Here is a 14,336-nt window from a genome sequence, read left to right as displayed (position 1 = left end):
ACGGATGCCGGGCCGCGAATCAGCGCTCGACCGAACGATTCCAGCGCTCGGTCCATTCGGTGCGATGCTGGTTGATCGTGGCCCAGTCCATCGCGGTGAGCTTGCTGATCTGGTCGGGACCGTACGGCACGCGGGCGGCGACATCGGGTGTGAGCTTCACCGTCTTGTTGACGGGACCGAGGCCGATGTTCTGCGCCTGCAAGGTCTGCACTTCAGGCGTGAGCAGGTACTGCACGAACTGTTGCGACAACTGCGGCTGCGCATTCTCCGCCACGACGCACGCCGCCACCTGCAACGCGACCGCGCCTTCCTTCGGGTAGATGAACTTGAGCGGAAAGCCGGTGTTCTGCAATGCGACGGCGCGGCCGCTGCCGTAGGGCGCGAGGATGACGTCGCCGGACTGCATCTGGCCGTCCATCTCGCCGGGCGTCGGCGCCCAGGAGAGCACGTTGGGCGCAACCTGCTTCGTCATCTCGGTGAAGCCCGGATCGATGTTCTTCTCGCCGCCGCCGGAGAGGCGCGCCAGCATCACGAGCGTATGCAGGCCGTAGGTATTGGTGATCGGCGGCACGCCGAGCTTGCCCTTGATGCGCTTGTCGGTGAGCGCCTTCCACGAATCGGGCGGCGGCAGCCCGGCTTTCTTGAACGCTTCCTCGTTGTAGCCGATGCCGGTCGCTACCATGCCCACGCCCACCGACGTCTCCCCGAGCTTCGCGAGCGGATAGACGTCTTTCATGATGGGCGCATCGTCGAGCTTCGCGCACAGGTTCATCTGCATCGCCTGATACATGGGGCCGTCGTCCATCACGGCGACATTGATCTGCTGATGGCCCTTCTGCGCCTGCAGCTTGGCGAGCGTGTCGCTCGAATTGCCCGCGACGTAGACGATCTTGACGTTGTGCGCCTTCTCGAACGGCGGAATGATCTTCTGCCGATAAAGCTGCTCGTTCGAGCCGCCGACATTGGCGACATAGAGGGTGGTTTCAGCGTGGGCCAGAAGCGGCACGGCGAGCGCGCCGGTAATCGACAGTCCGGCGAAAGCGGTGCGGGACAGGCAGGACAGACGGCGATGCAGCGTGCTTCTCATGACGATGATCTCCAGTGTTCCGGTACGTGGGGCGCGGGCTGAGGGCCCGTCGATGAAAGCAGTGTCGCGCGGGCGATTCATATCGTCCAATACGAATAAAATACAAACCCATACCTGGTTGATATGGACTGGGGACAGCGAGAATAGGGAAAACACGCAATGAATCTCAAGCACATCGAGGCGTTTCGCGCCGTCATGGTGTCGGGATCGATGACCGCCGCGGCCAAGGCGCTCTTCACGTCGCAGCCCAACGTGAGCCGTCTCATCTCGCAACTCGAGCGCGAAACGGGCTTGCAGTTATTTCAGCGCAGCGGCGTGCGGCTGATTCCGACGAGCGAGGGCACCGCTTTTTTCCGCGAGGTCGAACGTGCATTCGTCGGCTTGCAGGGACTGGCCAATGCGGCCGCGCAGATCCGCAATCTCGGCAGCGGGCGTCTGCGCATCGCGGCGATGCCTTCGGCGGGCATCACGCTCGTGCCGCACGCCATCAAGCGTTTCGTCGAGCTGTATCCGGAAGTCACGGTGTCGCTGCACGTCAACACGTCGGGCACGGTCAACCACTGGACGGCTTCGCAGTTCTGCGATCTGGGTGTCGCCGTGTACGTGAGCGAGGCGTCGGATTGCGAAGTGGAACAGTTGTCGAGCGTCGCCGCGGTGTGCGTGATGCCGGCGGCGCATCGGCTCGCGGCGAAGCGCGTGATCAGGCCGGAGGATCTGGAAGGCGAGTCGTTCATCTCGCTGTGTCACGGCGACGGCACGCGCGCATTGATGGACGAAGTGTTTCAGCGCGCGGGCGTGAAGCGTGTGCTCGCCATCGAGGCGCAGTACACGGCGATGTGCTGCGAGATGGTGCGGCACGGCATGGGCGTGACGCTCGCGCATCCGATCGTCGCGCGCGACTACAGGGGACCGGATACCGCCATCCGTCCGTTTCTGCCGGCGACGCGCTTTCCCACCTATCTGCTGTTTCCTCCGCACAGGCCGCGTGAGCGGCTGGCGTCGGCATTCGTCGAGGTGTTGCGCGGACTGCATGAAGAGTTGCTGGCTGATGTCGTCGCGCCGGCGAAGCGCACGCGCGTGAAGGGGGCATCCGGTCAACGTCCGGCGTAGCATCGTACGAGCCTGCGTGCGCCAACCATCGAGCAGCTTTCGAGCGGCGCCACGCATACCTCGTGATAGCTCGGCCAGATCATCGGAGATCGCGCGCATACCCGATGAGATCTACGCCGCTTCGAAAAGCTGGACGGAAAAGGCTTGTCCGAAGCTGATTCGATACAACGTCCTTCGAAAGGGCGGTCACTTCGCAGCGTGGGAGCAGCCGCAAGCCTTCACGCAGGAACTCCGAGCGAGCTTTAGCCGCTATCGCTGATATTGCAAGGACCACGCAAGAGCGATACGACATGGCGCGAGCTTCGCAAATTTTCGGACCATCCTAAAGTTTCGTCGACTTCGGTCGTAGTTGTTCCTTACCGATCGCACGTCTGCAAGGCACCGCCGATCTCATCTTCTACTGCCGACGACACATCATGGAAATGTCCGCTGTCAGACTCCGAGTGACTGCCTCATCTCTTGAGCGTCAGCGTGGTGCGATGGCGATCACCATGCCTTTCGCATTGATTGCAGCGCTCGCCTTCGGTGCTTTCGCGGTCGATCTGGGGCATGTCTTTCTGGCAAGGACCGAACTGCAAACAGCGGCCGAGGCGTCCGCGCTGACGGGCGCTGGCACGCTGCTGGCCGGCGGTTCGACCCCGAACTGGAGTTCCGCCAGCGCATCGGCTGCGACTGCGGTGAGCCTGAATTCGTCAGATGGCGTCACTCTAAAGAATGCATCGGTGCAGACCGGGTTCTGGAATCTTGCAAACGCGTCATCCGGCCTCAAGGCGACGAACATCACACCGGGCGCCTACGACGCCCCCGCCGTGCAGGTTATCGTGTCCCGAGCCGCGGGACTCAACGGCGGCGCTATTGGTTTCTGGTTTGCCAAGCTATTCGGCGTCGGCAGTGGACCGGCGAGCGCGACGGCGGTAGCCATCGTGGCGGCACCCGGCTATGTCGCCCCCGGCGGGCATTTTCCAGTCGCGATCGGCAAGTGCATTTACAGCCAGTACTGGAACGTCCAGTCGGGTACGCCCGCAATCGATCCCGCTACGGGCAAGCCCTTCACAATCCAGATCGGCAATGGCGCGACCTACCGCGGCTGCGAAGCCGGTCAGTGGACTTCGTTCCAGACCGATAACAACGATGTCACGACGGTGCGGGGACTGATCAGCGGCGGCAATCCGACCGGGCTGAGCATCGGGGATGCGATCTGGATCGAGCCGGGCGTAAAGACTTCCATCTACGCCAACGTGCCATCCAACATTGATGTACTGGTGCCGGTGGTCGAACAGGCCACGACGTCGAGTCAGCCCGTCATCGCCTTCGCAGCTTTCCACATTGACAATGCGACGGGCGGAAGCGGCAAGTACATCGAGGGCCACTTCATCGCCGGCTACAAGATCACGGCGTCTGCCGGTCAGGTCGGACCTTACTATGGCGCATACGTCCCGCCCCGGCTGGCGCGCTGACAACCCACAATGGGCGGCGCCCGAGTTCCATTCTTGGGGCGTCCCACGTCCCGGTCCAGCTAAACCGGCATCGTTGGCCCTGAAGCGCGCCACGCAAGAAAACAGCCCGATCGGCGCGAGCCGAGCGAGCTGTTCTTTGTCATGCGGGCTTTTTTTGCGAGCTAGTCGCAGATCGGTCATCGCTCAACAGTTGCCTTTCTTGCCTTGACCGGGCGGGCAAAAGCCATTGCCGACACCGCCTTGCGGCTTGACTGCAACAGGTGCGGGGTCGGGAACGTACACGGCGCATGCGCTTGTGACGCCGGCGGCGATCAACAGCGCAGCGAGGGCTGCGACTCTCTTCATCATGTTCTCCTGGTTGAAGGGGGCCTGGCGGTTCATCGCCGCCACGTTGGATGCGTTAGAAGTTGAAATTCACGTTGGCCTGACCGGTTGTCGCGGTGACACCCGTCGATTGCGTGGCGCCCGATGCGGCGTCTGCCTCGAGCGTGTATTGGCCGGCTGCGGCCGGTGCGGCGGCGAAGCTCAGAGGCAGCGCAGCAGAGTAGGTGCTGACGATGGGCGCAGCGGCCGGCAACGATAGCGCGTAGACGCCCGTGTCGAGATTCGCGTTGATGGAGCCGATCTCGAACGCGGCCGCATTGACCGGCTGCAACGCACGGACGAGGGCATCGGCGGTCGGCGTCACCTTCCCGCTTACCGTACTCATCGACGACGAAGGCAGCGCGATGGGTGCGTCAGAGGTGGACACAGCCGTGCTCGTGTTGACGACGACCGGCACGGACCGTATGACACCGGTGGCCACGTTGTTCTGGACGATGACTACATCGTAGTTGCCTTGTGTGGAGCTTTGAATGAGCGGCGACAGCACGAATTTGCCGGTGCTGTCGGCGAGGGTGCCCTTGACGACCTTCCCGCCCTGCTCGGCATAGACGGTGGCGCCTGCCTGCGCGCGCGCGACATAACCCGCGATTTGCCCGCTCACGGTCGTCGGCGTTGCTGTCACGACCGGCTTGAGGGCGTAGGAGCCGTTGCCGCGCGTGACGACCGACTTGCACGCGTTGAAGTCGAGCACGAGGTCGACCAGCGTGTTTGGTTGAACAGTGAAGGGCTGGATGATCTTGTAGCCGCTCTGCGTCGCGCTCGGGGTATCGAGCGGCTGCTCGGTGCCGCCGGAGGGCACCACGGAATTGGCAATCGTGTTGCCTGCGTTCGAGGCGAGCACCAGGCGAACCTGCTGGTATTCGCCGGCGGGCAGCGCGCTTTGGCCGAGATCGGCGAGCACGCCGTTGGTCAATGACAGCAGATCGATCTTCTGCGGCGCGGGCAAGGCGACTGTAGTCCAACCCGCGTCGTTGTCGCCCGCCTGTGCGCTCGCATTGACGCGCACCTTTGAAACGGTCACGTAGACGTGATCGAAACCGCAAGACGGCGCGTCCGTTATCGCGACGTGCAGCGTGCCGGACGGCGTGCTAGAAGCGCCATCACTCCCGCCTCCGCCGCAAGCCGCGAGCGCCAAAGGCAGCAGCGCTGCAAGAACCAGCGCTTTCCAAATTTTTCTAGTCATCTTCGCACCCTTTGTTTTTTTATTCGAGGTGGGCGGAAGCTTAGCTTTGAAATCGTCCGACGATTGTAACCGTGAGCTTTAAAACTGTAACTTCTAAAACAACATGTACTGCGGTCATTTCAGCTGGCTGGATCGCAATCCTTAAGCATTTCATAATTTTCTACGCGATACATTCACGCTCCCAGAACGTTGTGTCGAGCGCGCCAAAGTTATCAAAAAAAATATGCGAAGAAATGAGGACCGTTCCAGTCACTTGCAAATCCGGAGAGGTGGACGGCGGTCTGCCACACAAGCGGGCAGTGTCGCGCTGGAATTCGCCATCCTGCTTCCGTTTTTGCTCATGGTGCTAGTTGGCATCGTCGATGTCGGCTTGATGATTTACGACAAGGCAGCGCTTGCCGCCGCAGCGCGCGCGGCAGCCAGAGCCGGGACGATGGTGGCGGTGCCTGCGCTCTCTGCGACCCAGATTTCCGCGGTCGCTAGCGCCAATTGCAATGAGCTTCTCAGTTTCGGGAACGCAGGCAATTCACCAAGCGTTACCGTGAACAATGCAAGCGGGACCAGTCCGGGAAATACACTCACGGTTCGAATTTCTTATACCTATCGGGGCTTGATGCTGGGATCAGTGTTCAGGCGTTGACAGGTCCGGTCGTGCTCAATGCGACAGCGGTGATGACTTACGAATGAGAGCGATGTTCCTGCGCCTGGCGAACAAGACGACTCGATAAAGGCGATGAGTGATTCAAACCGGTTGATTCTCTCGACGCCATGAGCGACGCACGCCCATGCAGCCATCTGGCGCGTGCGTCGTAAGCGTCAGAACTAAGACTTGTTCAAATGAGCAATGACCGCACCCTCCGTCACGTCCGGCGCGGCCGCTCCAATGCTTCCCGCATTCTTCGCGATCCACTCCTTCGCTTTTTGCACGCTCTCATCAATACCCGCCTTGTCCCGACACACAGTCACGGAAAATCCGCCCTCGCCGGTGCGCACGAGCGTGTATGTGACCAAGCCTTTGACACCACCCATCCATTCTTCGACCTCAGCGTTATGCTTCTCGAGCAAATCAAACAATTCTGTCGCGCCCTTTCCGGAATATCGTCTTAGAACAGTTTGCATGATTGGTTCCTCCAATTCAGCAAGATAAGGCGCCCGAGAACATACAACGATGCATTCCGTCTCATCATTGCTCAGTAGCGGCTACGAACACGGCAAGACCGGCCGTCGCCACAACAACCAAGTGTAGTAATCAAGCTGCCTATGTAAAGCAGTTGCTAACCGCTGATTCGCTTTTCGATACCTTGAGTAAGGTAAGCTGATACTCCCAATTTTCGGAGCGGGGCGTGCAGTGAACCCCTGAGGCTGCCTTTCTTCAGTCGAAGCGCTTGCGAATGAATCGGCATGGATTGCCACCATAGACGCCCTCAGGCGCGAGCGAACGATGCACGACGGACAGCGGCGTGACCACGGTGGAACGGCCGATCGTCACGCCCATCTGCACGACGCAGTTCGCCGTGATCCACACGCCGTCTTCGATGACGATCGGCGCGACGCGCAGGTTCATCGTCGTGCTCATCTCATGTGAGCCGGTCGTCAGGAAAGTCCTTTGCGAGATGCAGACATTCGAGCCGATCCGAATGGGCGCCTGGTTATAGATCCACGCATCGGCGCCGAACCAGGAGTGATCGCCGACCACGAGATTCCAGGGCGCTTTGACATGCACAGCGTGCAGGAACCGGCAACCCACGCCGATCTTCGCGCCAAAGAGCCGCAACAACGCCACGCGCAGAGCCGAGAACGGCACGAGCTTGTTACTGATGATGGTGGCTTCGGCGATGAACCATAGCGTCTCGATCAACGTCGAACGGACCTTTACATAGTTGCCCTGGTCGGCGCGACTCAGATCGATGACGCCGCCAGGTTCGCGATCGCGCTCGATGTCGTGCGGAGGAGTTTCAGGCGGCGACACATGCTCGTCGCGAAAGAGTTCCGAGGCCATTTAGAGTTCCCGTTGGGTTCAGGAATTGCGGTTGCGAGAAGTCTGCGTGGAGGGCGCCCAGCACATGCGCCGTGCCTGGAATGCTTCCAGTGCGCCTCTGAGTGTCGAGAGCCGCTGCTCGTCCGTGAGTGATTCGATACGCCGCTTGCCTCGCTCGACGAGCGTATTCCTCAGTTCGACATCCGTGATGAGTCTTCGAAGCGCGTCGGCCATCGTGTCCGGTCTCAGCAGGTCGACGAGAAGGCCCGCGTCGCCGACCTGGTCGCGCAGGTTCACGAGATCGGAATACAGAACCGGGACACCGAGCTGAAACGCCTCGTAGGGCGGCAGGTTCGTCGGACCGAAATAAGTGGGCATGACGAGGGCGATCGACTGGCGATAGAGGCAGGGCACTTCGCCGTCGGGCACGAAGCCGGCAAAGCGGACCCTGTCGGTCAGCCCGAGGTCCGAGGCGACGGAACGAACGTAAGCCAGATTGCCGAAGTCGCGTCCCGAGAAGATGGCACCGGCCTTGATCCCGAAGCGGTCTTCCAGACGGCGGAGTCCGCGCAAGATGTACACGTGGTTCTTGTGCGGCCAGAACTGCGCGGGATAGTAGATGTAGTCGCAGGCCAGGTCATATTTGAGTTTGACGTCGATGAAGCGCTCGGGCCGGGACAACTCTTCCTCCGATAGCATCGTGCCGACGGCGGGACAGAAGGGAATCACATGCACGCGTTCCTCATCGATGCCATAGCGCCGGACCACGTTATCGCGCCCCGCCTGCGAATCGACGACGATGCCTGTCGCCTTCTTTAACGCATGTTGATAGATCTGTTCACGACGCTCGAACTCGCCGTTGGCACGCACCTCGGGAAAGTCCGGGTCGTCCCGGTGCGAAAGGTCCCAGACAGTGAAGAGATAGCTGAACTGCGTGGTCACGAGCGCAAGATAGGACGGGCACGTGAAATAGACGAGATCGGCGCCCATATCCCGCAGCGACCGGTCCAGCCAGCTGGAGTGGAGGTTTCCCATGAGCGGGCGGGACACACTGAGCTGCCGCCACAGCACCTCAAAGCGGGCGAGCGCGCGTTGCCATTTTCGAACCGGAAGGTAATGTGCGTCGAGGCCGCTCCTCTGCAATTCCTCGATTGCCGATTGCCGCGTCGTGACGAAGGTTACGTCGCAGAGCTCAGGCGGCAGACGCCTGAACAGCAGCGCGGCGTTTATTGCCTGCTGAAATCCTCCGCCCGTCGAATTGTCCTGCTCGAGAAGCACCACGATCCGGATCGGCCGAACCCGAAAGCGGTCAACCACGCGATCCACGTCGTTCGCTTGCCCGTGCTCGCCGGCGCCGTGGTGGGCGGGGCCCGGCTCTGCAAGACTACTGTCGTATTCGGGATTTGAAGCGACTCTGTTGAACAGCATATTCTCAGCCCCCGGAAAAGGATGCACAGGTAGACGCTGACAGCGATTTCACGTTTGTCCAACGGTAGCCCGTGTGATATGGACCAGCTCGTTCTGACGGAACTCGGCAAGACGTTGGCTGAACGATGAGCGTGGCGGCTCGATCGGATCATGCATTGCGCGCGCGGACAGCCGGCCAAAAGCTTGATGATTTCCGCCAAGTGAACGGGCGGCGTCAGACGAGCCACTACGATTGCGATTCGAGCGCGGGTCGTGACGCCCCGTGGCAACCGCCATGAAGCTGTCTTGCGCGTTCACGCGGCTCGCGCACGCGTCATGGTTCATCGGAGGATTTTCATTGAAAACGCTCCACATCATTCCGACGATCGAGGCCCGGTCTGGCGGGCCGGCCGAGGCCATCAAGAGAATCGCGGCCGAAATCCGGCGTTGCGGGCACGCCGTGGATGTCGTCTGCCTCGACTCTTCGGCGCATCCGGATAAGTCCGATGACGCGGCGTTCGACAGTGTCATCCGTCTGGGACACCATGCAGGCAAGTATTCATTCAGCTTTCGTCTGGTGCGGTGGCTGATGCAGCACGGCAGGCAATATGATGCGATCGTCGTGGACGGCATCTGGCAGTTTCACAGCGCGGCGGCGATGATCGCACTGCGCTCGCAGGGCGTTCCTTATTACGTGATACCGCACGGCATGCTCGATCCGTGGTTTAACGTCGGTCGTCCGCTGAAGTACACAAAGAAGCTTCTCTATTGGATGTTGGTGGAACGTCACGTTCTCAGCAATGCGCAAGGCGTTCTGTTCACCGCCGATAGCGAGCGCAAACTCGCGCGCAAATCTTTTCCGCTATACCGGGCAAAGGAATTCACGGTGACGTACGGAACCGCGCCGGCGCCTTCGATAGCAAATTCGGACCCGGGGAAATGGCGCACCCGCGCGGATTGGGGAGGCAGGAAAGTCATTCTTTTCCTCGGGCGCATCCATGAAAAGAAGGGCTGCGATCTGCTGATCCGCTCGTTTCACGATCTGAAGGACGCGAGGGACGATTATCAACTCGTCATTGCGGGGCCGGACAATAACGGCCTTGCTCCCAAGCTGCGTCGCGAAGCGGAGCAGCTCGGGCTTGGTGGGCGAATCAGCTGGCTCGATCTCGTCACGGGTAACGACAAGTGGTCCTTGTTGCGAGCAGCCGACGTCCTGGTCTTGCCCTCGCATCAGGAGAATTTCGGCATCGTGGTGGCCGAAGCGCTCGCGTGTGGCGTCCCGGTGCTTCTGACCGACAAGGTCGGCATCTGGCAGGAGGTCGTCGCCGACGGCGCGGGATTCGCGGACGAAGACACACAGCGAGGCATAACCCGGCTCTTTCTGAAATGGACGAACTTGCCAGAAGAGGCGAAGGCGACGATGAGGGCGGCGGCGAAGCAGTGTTTCGATAGCCGCTTTCATATCTCCCACGTTGCGCAAAGCTATATCGCATTGCTATACGGACCGCGACGCGAATCGGTCAACACCTTGCCAGATTCCGTCACCGGCTGACCGGCGAAGGGCGCTCGCCGCTATGCTCGGACTACACGGCGTATCGGGCCTGCGCCTTTGTCGCGTCTCAAGGCGATTCATCGGAAATCATGCTTACATGCCGCTGCGCATGCAGCGGTCCATGTCGAACAATCCCGCCGGGGCACATCATGACGCTACTCGTAGCCGAACAGGACACCGTGGTCGATAAGGAGCTGGAAACCATCGTTCACGACGGCGTCACACTGGCTCTGATCGTCCGGGACTCGTTCTCAAAAGAAGGCATCAACTTCTTTACGCCGCATGAGTACTCGCAGCAACTCGCGCACATGACGCATCCGGCCGGAAAGAAGATTCCCGCTCACGTACACAACGTCGTGGTGCGCGAGGTCAAGTTGACGCAAGAGGTTCTGTTCATCAAGAAAGGCCGCGTGCGTGTCGATTTTTACGGCTCGAATCTGCACTATGTGACGAGCCGCACGCTCGGGCCCGGCGACGTCATCTTGCTGTCCTCGGGCGGGCATGGCTTCGAGATACTCGAAGACGCGGCGTTCATCGAAGTGAAGCAGGGACCCTACGTGGGCGATCAGGACAAGGTGCGATTCGAACCGCGCGTTTAGGCCACAGCGTTTCCGGCGATCAGCTAAAGGATGAAACGCCCCATGCCGCCTTCAGAGCGTTCTTTTGCGCGCGCCCCCGCCTTCTTCCTGAGGCACTGCTTTCGTTACCTGCCATTCGGCGTCGGCAGCTCCGAGGCGCGCGACCGGGAGCGCTATGTCCGCGCAGCACGGTCGGTCGCCTGCAATTCGGTGAGTGCGGCGTTGGGCTTCGCGGTCGTCCTGCTCTCGGTCTCGTTCACGCTGCCATATCTGGGACAAGAGCGCTTCGGCATCTGGATGACGATATCGAGCCTCGCGGTGATGTTATCGGTGCTGGATCTCGGCGTGGCGAACGGACTCGTGAATCTCGTTGCGGATGCGGAATCGTCCGCCGACCGCGACGCGCTGCAGACCATCGTTACGCGGGGCATCATGCTGCTCGCCGTGATCGGCGTCGCCGCGGCGGGGGTACTCGTCGGGCTCGTCTTGCTGCTGGATTTTCAGCGCCTGCTCAAGGTCGAGTCGACGATCGTCGCGAAAGAGACCGTGCTGGCGACGCTCACGTTCATCGGGCTGTTCTGCCTGAACATTCCGCTCGGTGGCGTTAGAAAGGTCTTCGTGGGCTTGCAGCGCGCATGGGAACCGCATACGGCCGCGGCAATCGGATACCTGTGTTCGTTGCCGCTTCTCTATCTCTGTGCGCGCGTGCGCGCACCCATGCCCTATCTCGTCCTGTCCACCTATGGCGTTCAGGTCGCGAGCGCGATGATTCTGCTCGTGCGCCTGCGCCGGGAGGGGATCTTCAGATTCCATCGCGGCATCTGGGCCGGCACCGGTTGGCTCGACTATTCCGTGCTGACGAAGACGGCGGGCATATTTCTCATCGTTCAACTCGGCTTCATATGTGGCAGCGCGTGTGACCCGTTGATCGTCTCGAACATTCTCGGCGCCAAGGAAGTCGCGCGACTGGCCGTCGCACAACGGCTGTTTCAGGTGGTCACCGTTGCAATGTCGATGTTGTCGGGACCATTGTGGGGCTTGTACGCTGATGCCCGATCGCGAGGTGAAAGGACCTTCATCAGGAACACGCTGAAGCTGTCCATGTGCGTGACGACAGGTACCGCCCTGCTGATGAGCGCGCTGATCCTGATAGCGTCGCCGTGGCTCCTGAAGATATGGACGGGCAATCAGCTCGACGTGCCGTTCGAGTTGCGTTGCGCCGCGGCGGTGCTCGCCGTGGTCGACGCGATGGCCAGCGCCTTCGCCATCTTTCTGAACGGCGTGAAGGAATTGCGTCCGCAGTTGCTCGCCGTGCTGGTCTTTTGCACTGTTTCCATTCCGCTCAAGGTTTATCTGCTCACGAAGTTCGGCACGGTGGACTGGGTGATCTGGTCGACCATCATTGCCAGCGTCGCGGTGGACTACTCCGTGTATATCGGCATCTGCAGAAAGCAGATTTTTGCCCATGCTTCGCTGAAGCCGCTGTCGTAGCGCTTCCCACAGGCCTCGAGACGTCATGGTCCAGCTCCGGAGCAAGTGGCAGGCCGCCGGCGAGGCGCTCAAGACGAGACGACGGGCGCTCAAGAAGATCATCGTCGCCTGCTGCGGCGTCTCGGGCGTGGCCGGCGAGGCGCGTCGTGCGCAGGCCGCGAAAAGCGAGCCCACGCAGATTCAGGGTGCAGCCGCTTCGATGCAGCTTGCGGAAAGCCTTGCACCCGACGACAGGATGGTCGTCATCAGGGGGGCGCTGCTTCAGGCGCGCATCGCAGATGTGTCCGGCTTCATCCTGAACGAAGGTCCGATCCAGGGCTACGCGATGTTGCGTCAGTACACCGGAACGCTCACGCGCCTGCTCGTGTCGCAGCATCCGGCAGGCCGTCGCGCGTCGGACATCGCGTGTTATCGGCTCGATCCGGACGATGCGTCGAGTGCGGACAATGGCGGCACGATTATCGTGTCGAAGTCCGGAAAGCGCTGGAAACGCGTGTTCGAGGGCGACATCTACGCGCGCTGGTTCGGTGCGCAAGGTGACGGCATCGCAGATGACGCCGACGCCATCAACCGCGCCGTCGCTTTCGCGGGCGCATGTTATGCGTCGACAGGACGCGCGCAGCGTGTGGTGCTCGATAACGGCACGTTCCGCATCGCAGCCGCATCGGGGACGCTCGCCATTCCTTGTCACGACGACGGCCGCACGAGAAGCGCAAAGGACAAGCGGCTTGCGCCCGAGCCGGCATTGCGCCAGGCTTACTGCGTGGGCGCGTGGCCCGGAGTCAAGGTATGCGGCATCAACGCCGTGGTGAAGGGAGGGTATCGCTACGGCATGGCGGACGCGCGTCAGCCGATCACCTTCGGCCTACTCGATGGACACGACACCGCGTTCGAAGCGGGCCTGGAGAACCTGACTTTCATCGATTGCTTCATGGCTTTCGGTGCGCTTTCCGCGACACTCGCCTGCTGCATCTTCGACAAGCTTCGCTTTCTCGGCTGCGGCATCGGCATCTATGCAGCGGTGCTGGAGCAATGCATGTTCAGCAATATCGAGGCCCAGGGCACGGGCGTGCCGGTTCTCGTCGGAGGGCAATGGGCGGACCGCAACGACGACTATAACGAGCGAGGCGGCTTTGCGGACAAGTGCACCTTCATCAACGTGCGCAACATCTACAGCCGGGCCTATGGCGATGACGAGCGGCGTATCGACACCTGGTTCGACGCCGCGTTCTTCAAGACGCGAAACAACGAGTCGAGACTGAGTGCGCAACTCAACGCCGCGTCGCAGGCGAAGGCTTATCCCTACAGGGGCATCTGCGGTTTCTGCATCAGGGTCATGTCGCGTTATGCGCGCCCGTCGAACGCCAACGTCTTCATGCAGATATCGCACGCGATGTCGCCGCGACCCGCCGTGCTCGTCGATGCATGTCAGTCCGCCGTCTTCAACGGCGTTTATCTGGAGCGCGTCGGCTATCGCGACAGTCCGGCTCGCACGGGACCCGTCGGCGCCGGCTGGAACGACCCGTATCTGGGCGACGGTGTACTCGTTCCGGCATTTGTCGGGACACTCGACGGCGCTTCCTCCGTCTTCGGCGTCAACGTCCAGCAAGCCTACGGCGCATCGGCCGTGGCGTCGGACGGTCCGGTCGCGCCCGTGCAGTCGTGGGATTGCACGCTCACGAATGCGCAGGATCACTTTGCCCTGGGCGCCGCAACGTTCGCCGACGATGTGACGATACAGCGTGGAGCGTTCCGCGCCGTGGAGGAGGTCAGGCATGAGATCGGCGGGCTCGGCCTCTTCAGCATGGATTTCGACGGCGCGAGCTTCGACACCGGTCTGACGCTTCCACGCGACGACAAGGCCCATGCCGTGATCGTGCTCGTGTCGCGTAACGCGGACCGGTCACATCAGGCTTTGTCGGGTCTGTATCTGCTCCATCTGCCACGACGCGGCGCTGGCGAGCCCGCCCGAACGCTGGTATCGGGAAGCGACCTGGTCCGCTTCTCGGTGACCCAGAAAGGAACGCTTGGACTCGTCGCCTCGACCGCGGGCGCGCATCGCGCGCTCATGCTCGGCAATCGCCCTTTCGAATAGCCGCATCGGTGCGC

The 14,336-nt window shown here is 61.4% G+C and carries 13 protein-coding genes and 1 pseudogene; 8 read left to right on the top strand and 6 right to left on the bottom strand.

The annotated features are described in order from the left end of the window. Window positions 1–19: 19 nt before the first annotated feature. Entirely contained in the window at window positions 20–1,087 is a 1,068-nt protein-coding gene (locus NCR38_RS21885) for an ABC transporter substrate-binding protein (RefSeq protein ID WP_061118974.1), read from the bottom strand. Between the two features lie 159 nt (window positions 1,088–1,246). Here NCR38_RS21885 and NCR38_RS21880 point away from each other — a divergent pair, with 159 nt between their 5' ends. The 3 genes and pseudogenes from NCR38_RS21880 to NCR38_RS21870 all read left to right on the top strand — a co-directional run bounded on the left by NCR38_RS21880 (window position 1,247) and on the right by NCR38_RS21870 (window position 3,654). Beyond that, window positions 1,247–2,197 carry a LysR substrate-binding domain-containing protein gene (locus tag NCR38_RS21880; RefSeq protein WP_061118975.1) on the top strand — a complete coding sequence of 317 codons (951 nt, stop codon included), beginning with the start codon at window positions 1,247–1,249 and terminating at the stop codon, window positions 2,195–2,197. 88 nt (window positions 2,198–2,285) lie between these two features. After that, a pseudogene (locus NCR38_RS21875) lies at window positions 2,286–2,456 on the top strand (epoxide hydrolase); the annotation flags it as partial. A 220-nt stretch (window positions 2,457–2,676) separates the two neighbouring features. Then, entirely contained in the window at window positions 2,677–3,654 is a 978-nt protein-coding gene (locus NCR38_RS21870; RefSeq protein ID WP_250477586.1) for a TadG family pilus assembly protein, read from the top strand. A 183-nt stretch (window positions 3,655–3,837) separates the two neighbouring features. Here the strand turns inward: NCR38_RS21870 and NCR38_RS21865 are convergent, their stop codons facing one another. Further along, the gene (locus tag NCR38_RS21865; RefSeq protein ID WP_061118976.1) at window positions 3,838–4,035 is read right to left on the bottom strand and encodes a hypothetical protein; all 198 of its coding nucleotides are present in this window, start codon (window positions 4,033–4,035) and stop codon (window positions 3,838–3,840) included. Between the two features lie 19 nt (window positions 4,036–4,054). Continuing rightward, window positions 4,055–5,221 carry a DUF4382 domain-containing protein gene (locus tag NCR38_RS21860; protein ID WP_061118977.1) on the bottom strand — a complete coding sequence of 389 codons (1,167 nt, stop codon included), beginning with the start codon at window positions 5,219–5,221 and terminating at the stop codon, window positions 4,055–4,057. Between the two features lie 223 nt (window positions 5,222–5,444). On the opposite strand from NCR38_RS21860, the gene NCR38_RS21855 reads away from it, so the two are divergent. After that, entirely contained in the window at window positions 5,445–5,861 is a 417-nt protein-coding gene (locus tag NCR38_RS21855) for a pilus assembly protein (RefSeq protein WP_311765932.1), read from the top strand. A gap of 182 nt (window positions 5,862–6,043) precedes the next feature. Here the strand turns inward: NCR38_RS21855 and NCR38_RS21850 are convergent, their stop codons facing one another. The 3 genes from NCR38_RS21850 to NCR38_RS21840 all read right to left on the bottom strand — a co-directional run bounded on the left by NCR38_RS21850 (window position 6,044) and on the right by NCR38_RS21840 (window position 8,627). After that, window positions 6,044–6,340, bottom strand: coding sequence for a hypothetical protein (locus NCR38_RS21850; RefSeq protein ID WP_061119079.1), 297 nt, complete (start codon window positions 6,338–6,340; stop codon window positions 6,044–6,046). A 253-nt stretch (window positions 6,341–6,593) separates the two neighbouring features. Beyond that, window positions 6,594–7,220, bottom strand: coding sequence for a putative colanic acid biosynthesis acetyltransferase (locus NCR38_RS21845; protein WP_143756354.1), 627 nt, complete (start codon window positions 7,218–7,220; stop codon window positions 6,594–6,596). Between the two features lie 18 nt (window positions 7,221–7,238). Then, window positions 7,239–8,627, bottom strand: a complete 1,389-nt coding sequence (locus NCR38_RS21840; protein ID WP_086961192.1) for a glycosyltransferase family 1 protein — start codon at window positions 8,625–8,627, stop codon at window positions 7,239–7,241. A 262-nt stretch (window positions 8,628–8,889) separates the two neighbouring features. Between NCR38_RS21840 and NCR38_RS21835 the strand changes: the two genes are divergently transcribed. From NCR38_RS21835 to NCR38_RS21820, 4 genes are all read left to right on the top strand, one after another. Then, window positions 8,890–10,158, top strand: coding sequence for a glycosyltransferase (locus NCR38_RS21835; protein WP_250477584.1), 1,269 nt, complete (start codon window positions 8,890–8,892; stop codon window positions 10,156–10,158). 149 nt (window positions 10,159–10,307) lie between these two features. After that, complete coding sequence (locus tag NCR38_RS21830; protein ID WP_061118978.1) at window positions 10,308–10,757, top strand: hypothetical protein; 450 nt, start codon at window positions 10,308–10,310, stop codon at window positions 10,755–10,757. Between the two features lie 42 nt (window positions 10,758–10,799). Next, a complete protein-coding gene (locus tag NCR38_RS21825) occupies window positions 10,800–12,227 on the top strand; it encodes a lipopolysaccharide biosynthesis protein (RefSeq protein WP_250477583.1) in 1,428 nt (475 codons plus the stop codon). 25 nt (window positions 12,228–12,252) lie between these two features. Then, entirely contained in the window at window positions 12,253–14,322 is a 2,070-nt protein-coding gene (locus tag NCR38_RS21820) for a hypothetical protein (RefSeq protein WP_061118980.1), read from the top strand. Window positions 14,323–14,336 lie beyond the last annotated feature (14 nt).

The organism is Caballeronia sp. INML1, assembly GCF_023631085.1.
In the GTDB taxonomy this organism is placed as follows: domain Bacteria; phylum Pseudomonadota; class Gammaproteobacteria; order Burkholderiales; family Burkholderiaceae; genus Caballeronia; species Caballeronia turbans.
Note: the sequence above shows the minus strand (reverse complement) of the source record. Positions and strands in the feature narration are given on the sequence as shown.

What these genes read in the sequence shown, in the direction of transcription:
- NCR38_RS21840 (WP_086961192.1), bottom strand. Translation starts at nt 8,627, where the DNA reads ATGCTGTTCAACAGAGTCGCTTCAAATCCCGAATACGACAGTAGTCTT.
- NCR38_RS21825 (WP_250477583.1), top strand. Translation starts at nt 10,800, where the DNA reads ATGCCGCCTTCAGAGCGTTCTTTTGCGCGCGCCCCCGCCTTCTTCCTG.
- NCR38_RS21885 (WP_061118974.1), bottom strand. Translation starts at nt 1,087, where the DNA reads ATGAGAAGCACGCTGCATCGCCGTCTGTCCTGCCTGTCCCGCACCGCT.
- NCR38_RS21865 (WP_061118976.1), bottom strand. Translation starts at nt 4,035, where the DNA reads ATGAACCGCCAGGCCCCCTTCAACCAGGAGAACATGATGAAGAGAGTC.
- NCR38_RS21820 (WP_061118980.1), top strand. Translation starts at nt 12,253, where the DNA reads ATGGTCCAGCTCCGGAGCAAGTGGCAGGCCGCCGGCGAGGCGCTCAAG.
- NCR38_RS21870 (WP_250477586.1), top strand. Translation starts at nt 2,677, where the DNA reads ATGGCGATCACCATGCCTTTCGCATTGATTGCAGCGCTCGCCTTCGGT.
- NCR38_RS21880 (WP_061118975.1), top strand. Translation starts at nt 1,247, where the DNA reads ATGAATCTCAAGCACATCGAGGCGTTTCGCGCCGTCATGGTGTCGGGA.
- NCR38_RS21845 (WP_143756354.1), bottom strand. Translation starts at nt 7,220, where the DNA reads ATGGCCTCGGAACTCTTTCGCGACGAGCATGTGTCGCCGCCTGAAACT.
- NCR38_RS21850 (WP_061119079.1), bottom strand. Translation starts at nt 6,340, where the DNA reads ATGCAAACTGTTCTAAGACGATATTCCGGAAAGGGCGCGACAGAATTG.
- NCR38_RS21830 (WP_061118978.1), top strand. Translation starts at nt 10,308, where the DNA reads ATGACGCTACTCGTAGCCGAACAGGACACCGTGGTCGATAAGGAGCTG.
- NCR38_RS21855 (WP_311765932.1), top strand. Translation starts at nt 5,445, where the DNA reads ATGCGAAGAAATGAGGACCGTTCCAGTCACTTGCAAATCCGGAGAGGT.
- NCR38_RS21860 (WP_061118977.1), bottom strand. Translation starts at nt 5,221, where the DNA reads ATGACTAGAAAAATTTGGAAAGCGCTGGTTCTTGCAGCGCTGCTGCCT.